The 19,791-nt window shown below is 44.9% G+C and carries 13 protein-coding genes and 1 pseudogene; 5 read left to right on the forward strand and 9 right to left on the reverse strand.

What is annotated here, in order from left to right:
• The first annotated feature begins 14 nt into the window (after window positions 1-14).
• Complete coding sequence (locus BACINT_RS22000) at window positions 15-482, forward strand: DUF1896 domain-containing protein (protein ID WP_007485366.1); 468 nt, start codon at window positions 15-17, stop codon at window positions 480-482.
• Window positions 472-6,198, forward strand: a complete 5,727-nt coding sequence (locus tag BACINT_RS22005) for an N-6 DNA methylase (RefSeq protein WP_007485365.1) — start codon at window positions 472-474, stop codon at window positions 6,196-6,198. The genes BACINT_RS22000 and BACINT_RS22005 overlap by 11 nt, the downstream gene beginning before the upstream one ends.
• A 279-nt stretch (window positions 6,199-6,477) precedes the next feature.
• On the opposite strand, the gene BACINT_RS22010 is transcribed toward BACINT_RS22005, so the two are convergent.
• The 6 genes and pseudogenes from BACINT_RS22010 to BACINT_RS22035 form a co-directional block, all read right to left on the reverse strand.
• Entirely contained in the window at window positions 6,478-7,017 is a 540-nt protein-coding gene (locus BACINT_RS22010) for a hypothetical protein (RefSeq protein WP_007485363.1), read from the reverse strand.
• Window positions 7,001-7,732, reverse strand: coding sequence for a DUF3800 domain-containing protein (locus BACINT_RS22015; protein WP_007485361.1), 732 nt, complete (start codon window positions 7,730-7,732; stop codon window positions 7,001-7,003). Before BACINT_RS22015 ends, BACINT_RS22010 begins: the two co-directional genes overlap by 17 nt.
• Window positions 7,733-7,765: 33 nt before the next feature.
• Complete coding sequence (locus tag BACINT_RS22020; protein ID WP_007485360.1) at window positions 7,766-8,485, reverse strand: DUF6088 family protein; 720 nt, start codon at window positions 8,483-8,485, stop codon at window positions 7,766-7,768.
• Between the two features lie 19 nt (window positions 8,486-8,504).
• Window positions 8,505-11,546: an STAND family AAA ATPase gene (locus tag BACINT_RS22025; protein WP_007485359.1), complete on the reverse strand. Its 3,042-nt coding sequence runs from the start codon at window positions 11,544-11,546 to the stop codon at window positions 8,505-8,507.
• Window positions 11,547-11,800: 254 nt separating this feature from the next.
• Window positions 11,801-12,154 carry a helix-turn-helix domain-containing protein gene (locus tag BACINT_RS22030; RefSeq protein ID WP_005643639.1) on the reverse strand — a complete coding sequence of 118 codons (354 nt, stop codon included), beginning with the start codon at window positions 12,152-12,154 and terminating at the stop codon, window positions 11,801-11,803.
• 12 nt (window positions 12,155-12,166) lie between these two features.
• A pseudogene (locus BACINT_RS22035) lies at window positions 12,167-12,418 on the reverse strand (bifunctional DNA primase/helicase); the annotation flags it as partial.
• Window positions 12,419-12,592: 174 nt separating this feature from the next.
• Between BACINT_RS22035 and istA the strand changes: the two are divergent.
• Together istA and istB are read left to right on the forward strand one after the other, a co-directional pair.
• On the forward strand, window positions 12,593-14,173 hold the full coding sequence (gene istA, locus BACINT_RS22040; RefSeq protein WP_007663077.1) for an IS21 family transposase: 1,581 nt from the start codon (window positions 12,593-12,595) through the stop codon (window positions 14,171-14,173).
• Window positions 14,160-14,942, forward strand: a complete 783-nt coding sequence (istB, locus tag BACINT_RS22045) for an IS21-like element helper ATPase IstB (protein WP_005824105.1) — start codon at window positions 14,160-14,162, stop codon at window positions 14,940-14,942. Before istA ends, istB begins: the two co-directional genes overlap by 14 nt.
• 1,596 nt (window positions 14,943-16,538) lie before the next feature.
• On the opposite strand, the gene BACINT_RS24890 is transcribed toward istB, so the two are convergent.
• The 3 genes from BACINT_RS24890 to BACINT_RS22060 are packed head-to-tail and all read right to left on the reverse strand — an operon-like array spanning window position 16,539 to window position 18,780.
• Complete coding sequence (locus BACINT_RS24890; protein ID WP_007667403.1) at window positions 16,539-17,075, reverse strand: zinc-ribbon domain-containing protein; 537 nt, start codon at window positions 17,073-17,075, stop codon at window positions 16,539-16,541.
• 52 nt (window positions 17,076-17,127) lie between these two features.
• A complete protein-coding gene (locus tag BACINT_RS22055; protein WP_007667404.1) occupies window positions 17,128-17,427 on the reverse strand; it encodes a HipA domain-containing protein in 300 nt (99 codons plus the stop codon).
• Window positions 17,428-18,780: an MATE family efflux transporter gene (locus tag BACINT_RS22060; RefSeq protein ID WP_007667405.1), complete on the reverse strand. Its 1,353-nt coding sequence runs from the start codon at window positions 18,778-18,780 to the stop codon at window positions 17,428-17,430.
• A 186-nt stretch (window positions 18,781-18,966) separates the two neighbouring features.
• Here BACINT_RS22060 and BACINT_RS22065 point away from each other — a divergent pair, with 186 nt between their 5' ends.
• Window positions 18,967-19,743, forward strand: coding sequence for a glucose 1-dehydrogenase (locus BACINT_RS22065; RefSeq protein WP_007667406.1), 777 nt, complete (start codon window positions 18,967-18,969; stop codon window positions 19,741-19,743).
• Window positions 19,744-19,791 lie beyond the last annotated feature (48 nt).

Genomic DNA, 19,791 nt, shown 5'->3' on the forward strand with positions numbered 1-19,791 from the left:
AATCCGATAATTATATGAATCAGAATAAATCCAATGTGCCGGTATCCGTAGCGGAAGAACCGGATGAATTATCTTACTACCGTCTTACCCTGTTGTCCTTCCTGCGTGAGTCGCATCCGGATTTGGCGGATGACGAGTCTTTTGTCGCCACCCGCAGCGAGCAGGCCGCCGAAGCCTTCAGCGCAGCCGTCCGTTCCGGCCTGACCTACGACGATGCGGCACAACAGGCGAACGCCCTGCTTTTTCAGGGGTTGCATTTCTCTCCTCTGGACACGCTGGTTACCGTCCTCTGGAACGAGTTCGCCGCCGAAGTCCCCGAAGGCAGCGCACGCAGCGTGGCCTTGCAGCTGCTTCCCGAATGCCGGAAGGTCTTCGCCGGCTATACGCTCTCGGATGATTTCATGTTCAGCCCGGAGTTCGGGCAGCTCTATGACGAGCTGACAGGTACGGTTGTAATCTGGTTGGAAGAGAATGGCTTATAATAAAAAGGCGCATCTCAGGGACAATATAGAGGCAATCCGGCTGATGTTCCGTTTGGAGAAGGAACAGCGCACCGCCACACCGGAGGAAGCGGGCATACTCGCCGCCTACTCCGGGTTCGGAGGTATCAAGGCGGTTCTTTCCCCTTTCGGGAAACTCACCGACATACTCCGCTGGACACAGGCCGACCGTGAACTGTTCCCCCTGATTACGGAACTTCACAACGTCCTGCGTGACGGAGCAGCTGACGAGCGTGAGTACAGGAGGCTGGTGGAAAGCGTGAAGGCATCCACCTTTACCGCTTTCTACACGCCGCCGGCGATTGTCAATGCCATTGCCTCTTCTTTGGGCGAACACGGAGTGTCGCCCGGCCGTTTTCTCGATCCTTCATCGGGAACCGGCAATTTTGTCTCGGCCTTCCGATCGCAATGCCACTCCGCATCCGGCAACACTCCCGAAATTGTTGCCTATGAAAAGGATTTGCTTACCGGCCGCATCCTTGCCCGGCTCCATCCCGAAGCGCAGGTCAATATCAAGGGCTTCGAGGAGTTGCCCCCGCACCGTAACGGCTATTTCGACGTGGTGAGCAGCAACATCCCCTTCGGTGACATACGTGTTTTCGATCCCTCCTTCGACAACGGCACGGCCAGGCGTTTTGCGCTGAACAGCCTGCACAACTATTTCTTCGCCAAAGGGCTGGATGCCGTCCGTGAGGGAGGAGTCCTCGCCTTCATCACCTCACAGGGGGTGATGAACTCCGCTATGGCCTATCCAGTAAGGCAATACCTGATGAACCGATCCCGGCTGTTATCGGCTGTCCGCCTGCCCAACAACCTCTTTACCGACTATGCCGGTACGGAGGTGGGCAGCGACCTGATCATCTTGCAGAAGGACACGCTTTCCCAAAGGGAATATACGTCACTCGAACGGTCTTTCGTGGAAGTCGGCACGCAGACCGACGGGACGACGCAGAACGAGTATTTCGAGCATACCGCCGCCATCGTGCATACACGTGGCCATGTCGGTACCGATCCCTACGGCAAGCCGGCACGCATCTACCTGCATGACGGGGGTATGGAAGCCATCGCCGCCGACATGAAGTATTTCCTTGACCGCAACCTCTCGGAACAGCTCGATCTGGACTTGTATCTCCGCCATTCACCCGTGCAGGAGTTCCGCAATCTGGTGAGCCGTCCGGCGGAAACCATGCAGCAACGCATCGCACAGGTGCGGGAAATCAACCGGTCCGGTAACATGAACGGACATTCCACTTCTACGGATCGACAGACGATACAGGTGGAGCGTCGGACTTCCACGCCGGAGCAGCCCTCAACGGATGCCCGGCCAACCGCCGCAAAGACCACGCCGGAGCCGGTCATGTCCCTGTACGACCTTTTCGGCTTCACACAAGAGGAGCGTTCACAGGTCAGGAAAAGGAAAACAAGGAGCACGAAGAAGGACTCCGGGCAGTTGTCCCTTTTCGATATGCCACCGTTGGAGCAACATCCCGCCCCGGCCGAACCGACTCCCCAAGAGAAAGAGCGGCAGGAGCGGGAACGGCAGGAACAGGAACGCCGCCGGCAGGAGGAAGAGGCCGCACGGCAGGAACGCATGAAGCCCCGTCCTTATCCGGCCGGCCTGCAGGGACACCACCGCAACGGCTCCCTTGTGGACGATGACGGGCAGATAGGCTACCTCTCCGCCATTGGCGGGGCTGCACCGGTATTCAACCCGTTGGATCTGCCCGAACGCCAGCGACGCCGTGCGTCGCTCTACATCGAGATACGTGACACCTACCATCACCTGTACGAGAACGAGGCGGCCGCCCATGCCGCAAATCCGGCGTTGCGCACCATGCTCAACACTCTTTACGATGACTTCATCCGTCAGTTCGGCAATCTGAACGACAGGAAGAACATCGACCTGTTCCGCATGGATGCGGGCAACCGTGAGATATTGTCGCTGGAACGTTACATCGACGGCCGGGCGGTCAAGGCCGACATCTTCGACCATCCCGTTTCGTACAACATCAACGAGATCACCCATACCGATGACGTGCACGAGGCGCTCACCGCCTCGCTCAACAAGTACGGCAACGTGGACATGGCGTACATGGAGTCCCTGACCGACAAATCGCAATCTGACTTGTTGGAGGAACTGCGTGGACGGATATTTTACAATCCCCTCTCGAAGAACTACGAGATTGCCGACCGTTTCATTTCCGGCAACGTCATGGCCAAGGCCGAACACATCGAGGAATATTTGCAGTCGCATCCCGACAACGGCGAGGCACGTATTTCCCTCGAAGCCCTGCGGCAGTCGCTTCCCGCGCCCATACCTTTCGAGGATCTGGATTTCAATTTCGGCGAGCGTTGGATACCGGCGGGAGTGTACAGCCGCTACGCCTCATGGCTGTTCGACACGGACGTGTCCGTCCGTTATACCGCCAGCAGTGACGAATACAGCATCAGGGCCGACATGACCTCCCCACGCATCATGAACCAATATTCGGTGCGTTCGGAAAGCCGCATCTTCAACGGCATCGCCCTTATGCGCCATGCCATCCACAACACCACGCCCAACATCACCAAGACCGTATTGGACAAGACGGGCAAGGAAATGAAGATACGTGATCCGGAGGTTACCCTGCTTGCCAACAGCAAGATTGACGAGATCCGTAACGGCTTCTCCGACTGGCTCATGGAACAGTCGCCGGAGTTCAAGCGGAAAATGGCGGACATGTACAACCGCAAGTTCAACTGCTTCGTCCGTCCCAAGTACGACGGATCGCACCAGAGCTTTCCCGGTCTTGACCTCAAGGGGCTGGGCATTCCCGACCTGTATCCCAGCCAGAAGGACTGCATCTGGATGCTCAAGCAGAACGGAGGGGGGATCGCCGATCACGAGGTGGGTGGCGGCAAGACGCTCATCATGTGCTGTGCCGCCTACGAGATGAAGCGTCTGGGACTGGCGAACAAGCCCCTTATCACCGGCCTGAAGGCGAACATCCACGAGATCGCACAGACCTTCGCCACCGCCTACCCGAACGCCAAAGTCCTCTATCCCGGCAAGGAGGACTTCACGCCGGAGCGCCGTGTCGAGATTTTCCACCGGATGAAGAACAACGACTGGGACGCCATCATCCTCTCGCACGAGCAGTTCGGCATGATACCGCAGTCCCCCGAAATCCAGCGTGACATCCTGCAACAGGAACTGGACAGTGTGGAAGAGAACCTCGAAGTCCTCTACCAGCAGGGTGCGGAAGTGAGCAACGCACAGATCAAGGGCATGGAGAAACGCAAGATGAACCTTGAGGTCAGGCTGAAAGAGCTGCTCCACGAGATCGAAACCCGCAAGGACGATGTGGCGGACTTCAAGCGCATGGGCATCGACCACCTCTTTGTCGATGAGAGCCACCGGTTCAAGAACCTGATGTTCACCACCCGGCACGACCGTGTGGCAGGTCTGGGCAACAGCGAGGGCAGCCAGCGTGCGCTCAACATGCTCTTCGCCCTGCGCACCATCCAGCAGCGCACCGGCAAGGATCTGGGAGCCACCTTCCTGTCGGGAACCACCATTTCCAACTCGCTGACCGAGCTGTACCTGCTCTTCAAGTACCTGCGCCCCCGGGAATTGGAGCGTCAGGGGATCAACTCCTTTGACGCATGGGCGGCGGTGTTTGCCCGGAAGTCCGTCGATTACGAGTTCTCCGTCACCAACGAGGTGGTGCAGAAAGAGCGTTTCCGCTACTTCATCAAGGTTCCGGAACTCGCTTCGTTCTATTCCGAGATCACCGACTTCCGTACCGCAGCCGACATCGGCATCGACCGTCCGGAGAAGAACGAGATACTGCACAACATACCCCCGACGCCCGACCAGAGGGAGTTCATACAGAAGCTCATCGAGTTCGCCAAGACCGGCAATGCCACCGTACTGGGCCGCCCGCCACTGAACGAGAGGGAAGAGAAGGCGAAGATGCTCATCGCCACCGACTACGCCCGGAAGATGTCGCTCGACATGCGGCTCATCGATCCGCTCTCCTACGGCGACGACAAGGACAACAAGGCCACCCATTGCGCCGATATGATTGCGAAGTATTACAATAAATACGCCGGGCATAAAGGCACTCAGTTCGTTTTCTCGGACTTGGGAACCTACAAGCCCGACCAGTGGAATCCGTACAGCGAGATCAAGCGCAAGCTGGTGGAGGATCACGGCATCCCCGAAGACCAGATACGTTTCATTCAGGAAGCCAAGACCGAGAAGAAGCGCAAGGCGATGATCGAGGCGATGAACGAGGGAAAGATACGTGTTCTCTTCGGCTCTACTGAAATGCTGGGCACGGGAGTCAACGCCCAGAAGCGGTGTGTAGCCATCCATCATCTCGACGCACCGTGGCGGCCTTCGGACTTGCAGCAGCGGGACGGCCGGGGCATCCGAAAGGGCAACGAGGTGGCCAAACTCTATGCGGACAACAAGGTGGACGTGATAATCTACGCCGTGGAGAAGTCGCTTGACAGCTACAAGTTCAACCTGCTTTACAACAAGCAGCTTTTCATCACCCAGCTCAAGCAGAACAACATGGGTTGCCGTACCATCGACGAGGGAGGCATGGACGAGAAGGGAGGCATACCTTTCTCAGAGTACGTAGCGGTGCTTTCCGGAAATACCGACCTGCTCGACAAGGCACGGTTGGAGAAGCGGATTGCCGGCATGGAAGGGGAGCGCAAGGCCTTCCAGCGTGGCAAGGGGGAATCACGCATCAAACTGGAAACTTTCCTGGCGAACCGGGCAAGCAACGATGACATCATCGCCCGTGTCAGGAAGGACAAGGCCGCCATCGAGAGCCGTATGCAGTACGACAAGGAGGGCAACAGGCTCAACCCCTTGAAGATTGACGGCGTGGCAGGCGATGATCCGAAAGTGATTGCCGCCAAGCTCCACGAGATAGAGGACAGGGAACGCACGCACGGCCAGCCGAAAGTCATCGGCTCGCTCTATGGCTTCGACATCGTTGTCAAGACCGACACCACCGTCAAGGACGGTCTGGACTTCTGCGAGAACCGTTTCTTCGTGCGAGGTGAAGGCAACTTCCTCTACAACTATAACAACGGCCGCTTGGCGGTCGATCCGAAAACCGCCTGCCAGAACTTCATCAACGCCTTCGACAGCATCCCCCGCCTGATAGAGAAATACACGAGGGACAACGAAGCCATTGAGAAGGAACTCCCCGTCCTGGAACAGGTCGTCGGGGAAGTCTGGAAAAAGGAGGACGAGCTGAAGCAGCTCAAGGCCGACCTTGCCGCTCTCGACCGCAAGATCCTGCTCTCCCTCAAATCAGTGGATGCGCAGGAAAAAAGCACCGACGGAGTAATCGAAGTCGTGCCCTCCCAACCGGTAACGCCCGACGGACAGGATAACGCCCCCGCCGCCGGCATACCCGTCGCCGATGCTCCGCCCGGCAGTTCCTCACCGGGCAGTGTCCCCACACAGGACACGCCCCCTGCCGAGCCTTATGTCCACCGGATGCCCGACTTCCTCGCCGACAGGCAGCGCACTCCGCCCAAACTAAGCGGAATGCCCAAAAGCATCAGCATCAAAGAGGCAATGGGAGCGCCCGGCGGCAAGCTCGTCATCGGAGGCGTCCCCAAGTCCGGCAACAAGGACGATCCCGATCCTGACCGGCCCGAAAAGCCCAAACCCAAGCTGAAGTTATAGCTCCTGTAACCGAAGCCATAAAAACAACCCCACTCCGCCGGCTTCCCATGAAACAGCGGAGTGGGGTTTTATACTATACAGACAACCGACATTTTACCGCCGTAAAATTTACGGCGGTAAAATGTCGATTTCCCTGAAGTTAAAAAAACATATATTATTCCTTATATATACTCAAATCCTTGTTTAAAACAAAAGAAGTATCTATATTTGCAGTGTCATCGCTCGAAGAACGAAGGACTTGGTTGCCCGCATTACCGTAAATGCGGTTTTTTTATGCCCTTATTTTTCCCTGTTTATATATTTGTTTTGGTAATAAGGTTGATTATCGCAATCAACACAAAATCCTGTAATTAATGCGTAATCCGGTTGTATGTATTCAACTATAACAATATATTGTTTACCTCTATACCAATAATAGTCACGGAGAGTTCCGTCATCTTCAATATACCGAAAATAAGTAATACGCTTATCTTCTTTATTCTCTAAAATAGGTCTTATCCAATGTACCCTATTAGCTCTTTCTTCACGAAATTCTCTTATTTTTCTGGAAGTTTTATACTTTCCACCTTTAATAGTACGAGTAATTACGTGAACAAACTTCTCATAGTATTGCTCAAAATCAACAGGAAGATTGTCTTTTTTGCTATTTTTATACAAATACGGTTTCACTTTTAAAGGAGTACCATCAATAATTACGGTATTCTCAAAAAAATCCCGATGAAAAATGGCATGAAGTTCATCCATTTTTTCTTGTTCCGTTTCTGCAACCCCGTCTGCAAAATACGGTTTTAAAGCTCCTAATTCATCTGCTACTGTCATTGCGCTTACGAGGTTGGTGATCAAAAATATTAAATTTGATTTCTCCCGGTTCTGTACCTTCATCCAAAACATAACCAGATTTCATTTCAATATAGTTGATCAGTTCTTTTTTTGCCAAGCTGCCATCTTTCTTCAAGTGAAGACCTCTCGCTTTATAAGTTACTGCACCTATGAAAAAATCTGCTAACTGTATAAATTGTGATTCATGGGAACGTATATGCTGAAAAGAAAGAAAAGGCGATTTACCATGAAACTTATTAGAGAAGACCTCTTGGATTTTATTAAGTTTTGCACGTCCTTTCGTATCTTTTATATCCAAAAATACACGGTAATTATTCATTGCAGAAGGATTAGTGTATGGATTGACAAGCAAGTAATAAATCATTTTATAGTAAAAATTATCATGCTCGCCGTTGTTGAAAGACAAATTGTCTAAACGGTCTTTGTACTTAACAAGAATACATCTGAACTCCATGTTTGAGTCAAAAAAGTAATCTATAAGTTCTTTATACATATCAATATGGGTGTTACTGATTGTATTCCATTTTATCTCATGTAAAATATTATGCCCTCGCTTAATCGCTTTTATGCATTGTTTCATTTCTTCAGTCTGCTCCTTTGGCACCTTTATATAACCAATACACATGACAGGAAAATGATCATGTTCTAAATGACAGCTTTCATCTATATAGAATGTAAATTGTTCTTTATTCATAAGGTCGCTATATATTATTCTTTCCAATTATAATTACTGAATTCTCCATTTTCTCACTTCGGGTAATACTTGCTTATCTATCTTTACATTGTATAAAGTAAGAGGATTTAGTGTATTCCATAATGGCAATGCTTTGTTTGTACCGTATATGTTCTCAACCATCGCTCCAAGTAAAGCACGCACCATTGGAGGATATTTTTTTGCAAGTATAAGTAGCTCATCCCTATCTTTTTTATTCAAATTCTGAATAATAGTCATTATACACTTACATGATTGGCTGGTAGTTGTATCCGGTATCTCTTTTATAAACTTAATGGCATCCAATAGCTGCAATAAAGGTATATTTTCCTTTGTTATGGGATTAGACTGAATCACGAAACTAATCGTGAACATTCCTCTTACCGTTTTGTTTTTACGTACATTTGTGCCAATTTGGATGATATTCGGCACTTGTGTAGTCAATCCTAATCGATTAAAAGCTAAGTATCCAGTCATATAACCAATAACTTCTCCATCCTTCTCAAGAAAGTCTTTTACAACTTCTTCTAACTTAGGCTTTAGCATTCCAAAAACACTTTTTTTAGGTTTATAGAAGCGTCCTTTTGAGATTTTGGCAATAATACCTTCAGCTACTAAGCGATTTAAGATTTTGATAACTCTTTCACTCCGTTCTGGAGACAAATTTAAATCTTGATATGTAAAAACATAATCAGACTCAAAATTTTCAATTCTTTGTCGAATTTCCTTTATCATTACCGTCTTTCTTCAATAGTTATGTCCTGCTAATAAGATTATTACCACGAGGTTGTATTAATGACATTTTTAAAGTACTTGCTATTCTTTGTCTTTCATCATATTTTACATAATTATTGTACAAATATGATTTAACACGTGCTTTTAGTATTCTTAATGCCACAGGATTATTCTCAAACTCTTTATATAATAATCTTAACTCGGGTATTGATAATTTCCCATAGCACGTCTTTATTGAAAATGATATTAGTTTCGCAGCAGGAGTATTCAATTCATTTGCTACATCATCAAAAATAGGTTTAAGATCTCTATTCCCTACTGAATTGATCACCTTTGAGAAAATACCCAAGCAAAAATTAAAAGACATTAATTGAAAGAATAAATTTATTCTTTCAGCAATTTCTGATTTAGAATCAGCCTTTTCAACTTTACTCTGAATAGAAATAGTCAATTCTTCTTTAGTGCTTTTGACTATTTTCCCCAAAAAACCTATAGTTCTAAAAGCAGTTAGATACAACTCCTTTATCATTTCATGTAACTTTTGTTTTGAAATAGAACCTTTCCTATTTTTAATAATTTGTCCTACAATTTCCAATGATCTAACAGCTTGATAGAAAGATATAATTTCAGAAGGCATATTTTGATAATCTTCTTCGTAAGTATTATCTTTCATCTGCAATTCTAACTTATCCCTACTTTCTAAGCTTTTCTCACGTTCCTGTATGGGATCTGTATTAGATCGGATAATATCATCTTTAAATTCCTGAATAATATCTTTTATTAATTCATTAAATGAACCATTCCTTTCAAGGGTTATAGGCTCAATATCATCAAATGGAATCATTGATGCTAATATTGTTTCATCTATTAAAAATGAATCTTTTGAATGATGTGCAACAAAAATCAGAATATTAGCATATTTATCAACCTGTATATTTTTACATAAATATTGTATTATTTTCCTTCCTTTTTCTTCTGTTAATATTGTTGCAATCTTTTGGGCAACAAGAAAATAGAAAATATAATTATAGCCAAAATGAAACCATTCATCTTCATCATAGACAAGAAGACCGGATCCTAATAGTTTATCCCTCACTTCGGTAAAAGAAGGTGCTATATAATTAGCTGAATAATTTTTATGAAACTCTTGAAATTCAATATCAGACAACGATTTTTTCTTTTTATCAAACAAAGAAAATGCTAATTCTGACAAATAATTTATATAAGTATCAATATCTTCATTTTTGATTTTAGCCTTTGCCGCTAAAGCGAAATGTATTAAAGACTGATAGCAATATCCATATGAAGTTTGTTCATAATTGTTAGGTTTTACTAAATTCATTGATTGAAGAATGGATAATACAAATATAGGATAGGAAGGTATTAATTTATCTCCCAAAAAAGTTTGAACTTGTTCATATGAATCTTTTGTTTTTTCTAAAAAAATCTGTTCTGTAATACTATATGGATTTTCCTCATTTAAACGATGATAATTTTCTATTAATTTATTTCTTTTCTTGTGACCAAGGGGTAGTATCTTACCACAAAAAACATCTTTAGTGGTAGATTCTAAAACAGAAATAATATTATATATAGAAGAAGTTGTAATGATAATTCTCGAAAAACGATTCTCGAGCTTTTTTAATAATTCTAAGATTGATTTATTATTCAACTCTGCCGAATTAAGATTATCTATAAACAATATCTTACATTCGTTAGAATATTGACTATATTCTTCAAATGATTTATTTTCATATTGTTCTATAAAGGCTTTTTCTAAAGGTTTATCTATTTCCATCTTCTTAAAGCATTTCCCATTAATCAACAATGGGAATTTTTGATGTAAAATAGAGTCAAGATACATCATATTAATCAAGCTGGATTTACCAGATTGATTTTCTCCTTCAAGCAATACTACTTTGTAATTTGAACTCCCTATAAAAATAGAACTGTCAACATAATTCTCATATAATTCTTTCTTTAAATCATTGGTTTTCTCAATGTCAGGATATATAAATATATCTTTCAATTTGATTTTTTTATCATCATTGAAAAATAAAGGCAGTTTCATATCATTCAAAGAAGACAAGAAGGCCTGATTTGAATGAAAATCAAGATTGTTATGTCCTATTTCTTTTAATGAAAACTTTTGTTCCTCCTGTTGTGAGTAGATAGTTCCATTCCAATGAAATGGATAATTAAATCCAATCCTATTTTCTGTGTTTATGATGAACACTTGAAAACCTGAATGAACTTTTTTTGCTTGATTCATTTGTAATGCCTCTCCTGCAAAAATATAGCACTCCTTATGTGTGTTTAAGTCCGTATGAATCATTCCTTGCCTTTCATGTTCATGTCCATAAATAACTACATCAGAAAAGCTATTGATCAGTTCGGAAAATTCATGCTTATTATTTTCTTCTGTATTAGGATTTAACCAAGATGAATGATGATGAAAAACTGATATATTTATCGTTGCTTTTGTATTAATAGTCTCTTCTATATTTTTTATAGGATAGAAAAGACTACCAACATTTTCATTAATAGAAGACATCCAAGCTGTATTAAAAGAATGAAAAATAACAACCTCTTTTTGTATATCATCTATATATTCCTTGTAAATACATGGTTTGGTTTCTTGTCCATTAATCGAGCTTTCAAAATTCCAAAAAGGTTCTTGCACGATAAGACATTGTTCTATAACACTATTATCATCACCAATATAATCATAATTCATATTTTTTATAGCATTTTTTCTCGCCTGTCTATCCATATTGAAATTGCAATCATGATTTCCGGGAGTAAAAATTATTTGTTCATAGACCTTATCTTTATACAATGTTTTAAGTAAACTTCTTATTGAATTCAAAAACTTTGAAGCCAAAATATATTCTTCTTCACTACCAGAGTAAACAACATCACCTGTAAACACTATATATATGCGATCACATTCTTCATATATCGTTTTGACGGAAGCAACAAGAGATGAAAACTCACTCAAAATCCAATCAGTGGCACTTTTTATGTGAGAATCTGTAAAGTGTAATATTCCTAATTTCATAAATGACAGTTTTTGCAAAGGTAAAAAAACGCCCAGTTTTTACGCCACAAAACTGGAATATTTTTAAGTGCATACATAAAAAATGATACCCCTCCGGACCGCTGTCCTTTGAAGTATCACCATTCGAACAAGAAAAGAAACTTCATCCTGTTTCACAACTGTATGAAGTCATTGCCATGACAAACACCAATACGCAGTTTGGGATTTCCTGCCTCACGGCAGTAGTTTCACCGGTACAAAGCAAAAACATGGACTTATTCTTTCGGCAGCGGATAGCTCTCGGACAGTTTGTCCTCACGTGCCTGCCGTTTTATCTCGTTCTCGTCGAAGTTGTTGCGGATGAACTCGTGCAAGTCCGACTCCTTGTAATATGTCTTGTGATATATCGAATAGAACTTCAACACCCCGTTATTCCGGTATCGTTGCAGCGTGCGTTTGCTGATGCGCAACAACAGGCATACTTCCTGATTGTCGTACAGACGCTCTCCGTTCAGGTAGTTCAGGTGCTTTTCCCTCGTTTCCGCCTTGTCCAGCTTCCGTGAGATGCGGTACAGCTCACCCATGATACGTTCCATCCATGCTTCAAATTCCGTTTTATCTACTAACATACGCTTTCCTCCTTAAAAGTTCCCGATAACATAATAGCTCTGGTTATCGGATGATTTCAGAATGATTTCTTTCTCACGCATGAACCTGATGTAGCTTTTCGCCGTACGTTCCTTCACTTCCAGTATCGACTGGATTTCTTCCGCAAGCTCCACATAAGTAACAAAGCGCCTCCGGCTGAATACCTCTTTGGCCACCGCTACAAGCTCATCCTCTTTGCGCTTGTCCTTTTCCTCTTTCGGCTTTTCGCCCAGATAGACGTGCATTGGAAAATCCAGTGTAAGCTGCCCCCTAAAACCAAGCGATTCTGCCCCCTTGTGCTAAAATAATCCTACCCCCTTGATTCCAATATAAAAATACCCCTGCTTAGCAATGCCCGGCAGGGGATTTTTCGTAGATTTGATTCCCGTCTTGACCGGTGGGATAAAATCATTTCTACTATGACAACAAAGATAGCAAACATCCTCCAATGTTACGCATTGGGGATGGGGATAAAGCAGATAAGCAGGAGCTTTGAGCTTTCCCGCAACACGGTGCGCAGATATGTGCGCCTGTTTCAAGAGTGTGGTATACCGATAAAGGAGTTGGCCGCCATGCCTTCCGCTCGCATCCAGGAAATGTTCTCTGAAGGTGTTGGCCGTAACAGGGAACCGTCACAACGCCAGCTTGAGCTTGAGGCACTCCTTCCTGAGTATGCTGCCCGGCTTAGCCGCCGAGGCGTAACAGTGAAAACCCTGTACGAAGAGTACCGCGAGACCCATCCTGACGGATACAGACATGCCAGTTTCGGCAACTATCTCATGCGTTACCGTATGGTGACACATGTCGTAGGCCATGTCGAGCATTATGCCGGAGACCAGATGTATATCGACTTCGCCGGTGACAAACTGGAAGTCGTTGACAGTGAAAGCGGTGAATGTCGCAGCGTTGAAGTGTTCGTGGCCATACTTCCGTGCAGCCACTATACCTATTGTGAGGCGGTCTGGTCCCAGTCAAGGCAGGACTTGATTAAGGCGTGTGAGAACGCGCTTCATTTTTACGGCGGGGTTCCGATGGCGATCGTACCAGACAACCTCAAATCGGCGGTAACCCGCAGCGACCGTAACGAGCCGGTAATCAACGAGGAGTTTGCGGCATTTGCCGAACACTACGGATGTACCGTATACCCCACACGGGTACGTCATCCAAAGGACAAGGCCTTGGTGGAGAATGCCGTGAAGCTGCTTTACCGATCCGTCTACGCTGACATCGAGGGTCTTGTATTCCACTCGCTGGAGTCTCTGAATGCGGCCATATCCGAATCGCTCTCGGCCTTCAACGGACGCAGGATGAGCGGGCGTCCCCAGTCCAGACGGGAACAGTTCGAGCAGATTGAGTCCGACTGCCTCCGCCCGCTTCCCGCCATACGCCATCAGATGAAAGAGCGACGCTCCGCAACAGTAATGCGTAACGGCTATGTCACCTTCAGGCTTCACCATTACAGCGTACCGAAAGAGTATATAGGCAAACGTGTCGAGATTGTCTATGATGCGGACACGCTGGAAATATATCATGGCCTGCGTCTGGTGACCACACACCAGCGCGATGACACGCCATACTCCTATACGACCAAGGATGCCCACGGACTGCCCGGACGTCATGGAAGTTATGAAAAGGATCTGGAACAGATTTACGAACGGGCCGGCCAGACAGATAACGTCCTGCGGCTGTATCTGCGCAAGGTGGCGGAACTCAAGAAGTATCCTCCCGCGGCGTTCCGTTCATGCAGAGGCATCATGGCGTTGGAGAAGACCTTCGGGCTGGAACGGTTGGTGGCGGCAAGCGCATGCGCCACGCAACTGCGCCTATACGGATATCAGGAGATAAGGCGGATCCTTGAACGCGGGGATGATGCAGACTTCCTGTCAAAAGACGACATCGACGATGAGGTCCCCGTAACATCTATCCACAAAAACATCCGCGGAGCAGCCTACTTCGCACAATTAAAACATTTAAATAGAGACAACAATGGAAACAAATAATCTTACCGCACCGATAGCTGTCGAAAAAGACCGCAACACGTTGACAATCGAACTGATGAACCGTATGAAGCTGCACGGCATGGCCGCCGCCTTCACTGAAAGCCTGACCTCCACTATGGCAGAAACAATGACAATCGACTCTTTCCTGCACATGTTACTTGCCAGGGAATGGGACTACCGTGCCAATGCAGCCATCCAACGCCTTATACGCGGGGCGGCGTTCCGCTACAAGGCCTGCCTCGAGCAGATAGACTATGCAATCCCGCGTGGCCTTGACCGCAATCAGATGGAGCGGCTTGCATCGCTGGAGTTCATCCGCAAGGGACAGAACCTCTTCATCACAGGGTCATCCGGTACCGGGAAGAGCTTCCTTGCCACAGCAATGGGGTATGAAGCCTGCAAGAAGGGCATACGGACATATTATGCGAATGCTCCGAAACTTATGGGTACGCTTAAGGTGGCAAAAGTAAAAGGCACACTGGAATCGGAACTCAAGAGAATCGAACGGAGCACGCTGCTCATATTGGATGACCTCTTCCTTGTGAACCTTGATGCCAAGGAACGCCCCATCCTGCTCGATATAATAGAGGACCGACATGGGCGCAAGTCCATCATCATCACCTCGCAACTGCCAACGGACAATTGGTATGATGCAATCGGAGACCCTACAGTAGCAGATGCCATTATGGATCGTATTATACATACGGCGCACCGGATTGAGCTGACAGGAGAAAGTGTCCGTAAAATGGCTGCATACAGAGGGAAATAAACTAAAATAATAATAACCCCATCGGTCAAGACTTTTTAAGGGGGCATTGTTGAATGTTTTAAGGGGGTAGAATCGCTTGGTTTTAGGGGGCAGCTTACACTGGATTTTCCAGACTTTACACATAAAGTAGATATAATGCGAAAAGGAAAAATGAAAATTTTCAAAAACGCAATAAGATCTTTTATTAAAGAGTTTAAATCTTATAACATAAATGAGATTGAGGATATTAAGATCCAAGAGTTTATAAATATTCATAAGTTAAATATTCAAGATATTGAGGAGCTTTATACAGAAGCATGGTCTCGAAGAAGTTAAATGAGTAAAAGAAATATTGTAAAATCGAGAAGTATAACTATCTTTACCCCAGTATTCTCCATGAGCAAACTACCGCAAAAGCACGTAGCAAATTAGTGGGTTAAATCATGGGATATGCTTGAAGCTAAAAATATAAAGTTTTAAATATCAGCGTGGTAACTCTCTTAGGAGAATCCCAGGCGGATCACTGAAAAGCTGGACAAAACCAGACAACGAAAAGAAAACTCCCACAATACCAATATATTGTAAGAGTTTTTTCTTTGTATAGCGTCCATGACCCAAGATCTAAAAAAGGTCACAGAAAGACACGCTTTCGTGACCTAAAATCAACGCAAAAGAGTAACCATTATATCCAATAATAAAGCCTCACCAGATGAAAAACGATTACTTCAGCTTCAAAGAGTATCAGAAAATATAATATACTCCCATTCTAGCCCTCCAGCATGCTTATGTTTAGGATCATTTTTACAACACAAACAGATTGCCGAGCTTATACTATATTTTTCAGCAGCTTCTCTAAATGTATTAAAAATCTCTCCTGTAGTGATACATCTTATTTTCCTGCTTCTTTGTTGTATCGTATTCTTCAATTTGCAACTTTTACAGCCACTTCTCCGCAATAAATTTCCCGGATATGCCTGCCAAGTCTTACCACATGCACTACATTGTACCACTATAGGTTTATGCCTACTTACATAGGTTCCTATAATTTTAATTGTAGGTAATAGCTTTGCGATTTCCTTAACAAAATCATCATGGGTCCTCCGTGCTTTATTGGCACATTTTGGACAGCCGGTTCTATTATGTTTCGCTACAAGATGATAGGGTTGGGTAGACCATATATAGCCGCATACTTTACATTTTATTCTTATAGAAGTATCAATATTGATATATTCTGCCAGAGGGATAATATTGGGCTGTAATAAATTTAATCTTTCAACAAAGTCATTTTTTTCTCACTCACTTGTACCAAGGTCCGAATTTAATCCGAATTCGGAGAGGATCTTTTTTGTTATTTCAATCAGTTTATCTGTATTACGGCGAGAAACAAGATCGCAATGTGTCACCAAGCAATTATCGAAAGGAACTGTTGCATCATCATAGTGGTCGTATATAGTTATGAGTTTGATACCTTTATCTTTGCACAATAGATGCTTTTCCCAGTCTTTCGCTACTATATTTTTATGCCAGTGCCACTAACCGGGTTCTACGGCTACTTCTAAATCAGGCACATATATGTCTAATTCAACCCCTATCACCGTTTTTTCTCTTGACATGACTTTAGATTCGCCCAGAATATGAGCAAATGAGTGATTGAAGCGGCATCAGTGTATGATTGTTTATATACGTTGCACCTTCGCTGGCTACAAGATTCGGATCGATTTTATGGAGACGTTCCAAAAATATCTCCATTGTCAAACGCTGAGACGCTCCTTTCTGGGATCGTCCACATTCCGGACATCCCCTGCCACTAAGAACATGTGCAGGAGTGATATCACACTCATGTCCACATTTCAAGAATCTGAATTTAGTTTTTTCGAGTGCCTTCGCATACCGACCAGTTATGATAACGTCATCTCTCTGGGATTTTAAGTCTTTCACAAACTCTGAATGAGATTTCAGTTTGACTCCGGCACACTTGGGACAGCCATGACCGTGCAATAGACTTCCTGCCCTTGGTGACCATTCACAACCACATTTGTCGCATCTTACAGCAATTTTAGAGTTGTAATCCTTGTATATTCCCAAGACAGTAACTTTTAAATTCTTTGCTTTCAATTCATGACAGAAGTCTATATGATTTTTTTTCTTTGCCATATGACTAAAACCGGTCAAGTTATAAACTAAATGATATTCATCAAGCCGGTAATTATCTCAACCTGAATTTTACCATCTTTCTTGCAGCACATTTCTCAGTCAATTCTTCTATAGTCTGAGTTGCATATTGTTCTGATAGCCCTATTTCAGCTGCCAACGTAATGACGTCAGCAAGTGCAAGCTCTCCTTTTCCATTAATAGTCGTGGTATGGTAACCATTAAAACCGTTACTTAGCAAAAGGTCATAAGCCAGCGAAAGTTTCCATGATCCGTTAACCCATTGGAAAAATAAGTTTTTGGCATAATCATCCCTATTTGAAATCAATACATTGAAGTGATAATATATTATCATTTATTTCATCTTCCCCAATATCTTAGGAAACTGCCAAAAGAACAACAGCGTACAGCAAATTGCAGCCGTAGCATCAGATATAGCCTCAGCTGCATATACTCCGATCACTCCCATATAATGCGGCAGTATCAGTGCTAACGGAATCAACAGAATGGCCTTGCGGAGCAAAGCGATAAAAATGGATATCTTAGCCTGCCCCAATGCAACAAACATATTCTGACAGGCACGTTGCAAGCCGAATATGGTCATACCACCTAGAAAGACAGGCATAGTCCAACGAATCGTTCCTATCAACCTTTCATCACTTGTAAAAGCAGATGCAATCGTTGAAGGGAACAAGATCATAAGTAGCATCAGAATCAGATTAAAAGAGAACATGGTGATCAGTGCAATACGGAAACAGTCCTTCACACGCTGCTTATCATCATGGCCATAATTGTAACTTACAACCGGAATAAAGCCTTGCGCAAACCCCGTCAGCGGTACACTGGCAAACTGCATCGAAGTCTGTAATATCGTCAACGCACTAACGTAAATATCTCCAAAATCTTTCAAGCTACTATTCAGCACAAAGCCCACCAAACTCTCTGTACTGGCCATAATGAACGGAGATACTCCCAGCCCCAGCATCGCAATAACAATCCCTCGGTTTAACTTCATATAGCGCCTCTCCAAAGGCAGAGAAGCCTTCCGGGAGAACAGGAAAGACAGTACCCATGCGGCACTGCAAGCCTGAGAAATCACCGTAGCCAAAGCAGCACCTTTCACCCCCATATCAAACCAGAAGATAAATATAGGATCAAGAATGATATTTAATAAAGCTCCGATTAAGACAGAGCACATGGCAATGGCAGGACGCCCCTGCGCATTGATAAAGGAATTCAGCCCGGTGGAAATCTCCACAAAAACAGTTCCCAGCAAATAAATGGAAAGGTAATCGACCGCATAGCCCAATGTATGTTCCGAAGCGCCTGTAAAGAGCAGGATAGGCTCCATGAAGGTATAGGCAATGAAGGAAGTAATTAAAGTAAATAGAATCAGCAAGGTAAAACCATTCCCCAATATCTTTCCGGCACGCTGGCGGTCACCTTGCCCGAGGGCTATGGCAGCCAGTGGCGCACCACCTCCACCTACAATTGCTGAAAAAGAAGAAATCAATACCACGAGAGAAATTGTTACCCCTACGCCTGCCAATGCATCCGTCCCAATACCCGGTATATGTCCGATATAGATACGGTCGACAATGCTATAAAGCAAATTGACGAATTGTGCTGCTACTGCCGGAAGCGCCATTTTGAAAACCAGTGGTAACATACGCTCGGTTCCCAGACGTTCTTCATATTTATTGATCATCGTGATTCTTCTTTTCTAAAAACAAGTGCAAAGGTATGAGAATTTCCACTCGCCCCAAAGGTAATGCGTGCGGCTTTTCCAAGAAACGGAAATAAATCATTTCCGTGTTTATTATTCATAAATCAAATATTCCCAGTCGAACTGTTTTCATGCTCTCATGTTCTTGTATAATATAAAAGCATAACAATGAATATAGATTCTCTTTTTGATCTAAGCGGAAAAGTAGCCATAGTGACCGGTGGTGGAGATGGCATTGGAAAAGGAAGTTGCGAAACACTCGCGCACTTCGGAGCTTCCATAGTGGTAAGTGATCTGGTACTTGAAAAAGCCCAGGCTGTTGCAAATGAAATCGTTAAGAATGGAGGTAAAGCGATTGCTGTAGCCTGCAATGTGCTTAATGACGCAGACTTAGTAAACCTGGTTGATAAAGCTGTCGCAGAGTATGAAACGGTCAATATCCTGGTCAACAATGCCGGTGGAGGAGGTGGCGGACGGGAGAATCCCTTCCAGATAGACATTGCTTACTTCAAGAGGGTATTCAACCTCAATCTATTCAGTGCATGGCGTTTATGCCAGCTTGTTGTACCTCACATGGCTGAATCGGGTTATGGAAGCATCATCAATATCACATCGATGGGCAGTATTAATAAAAGTCCGAATATGAGTGCTTATGCCTCTTCCAAAGCAGCCCTGAACCACATGGCAGGTAATCTTGCATTCGACTTCGGTCCGATGGGAGTACGTATCAACAACGTAGGTCCCGGAGCTACCAGAACCCATGCCTTATCTACAGTGCTGACTCCCGAAATAGAAGCAAAGATGCTGGAACATACTCCCATAAAACGTCTGGGCGAGGTGAGTGACATTACCGGAGCAGTACTCTATTTTGCCGCACCCGTCTCGCAATGGGTTAGCGGACAAACGCTGTTTGTAAACGGAGGGGGTATTCAGACACTCGATTGATATTTACAGATAATTCAAATCATAATTGGACATATAAAACAATGCAGC

The organism is Bacteroides intestinalis DSM 17393 (genome assembly GCF_000172175.1).
Lineage (GTDB): Bacteria > Bacteroidota > Bacteroidia > Bacteroidales > Bacteroidaceae > Bacteroides > Bacteroides intestinalis.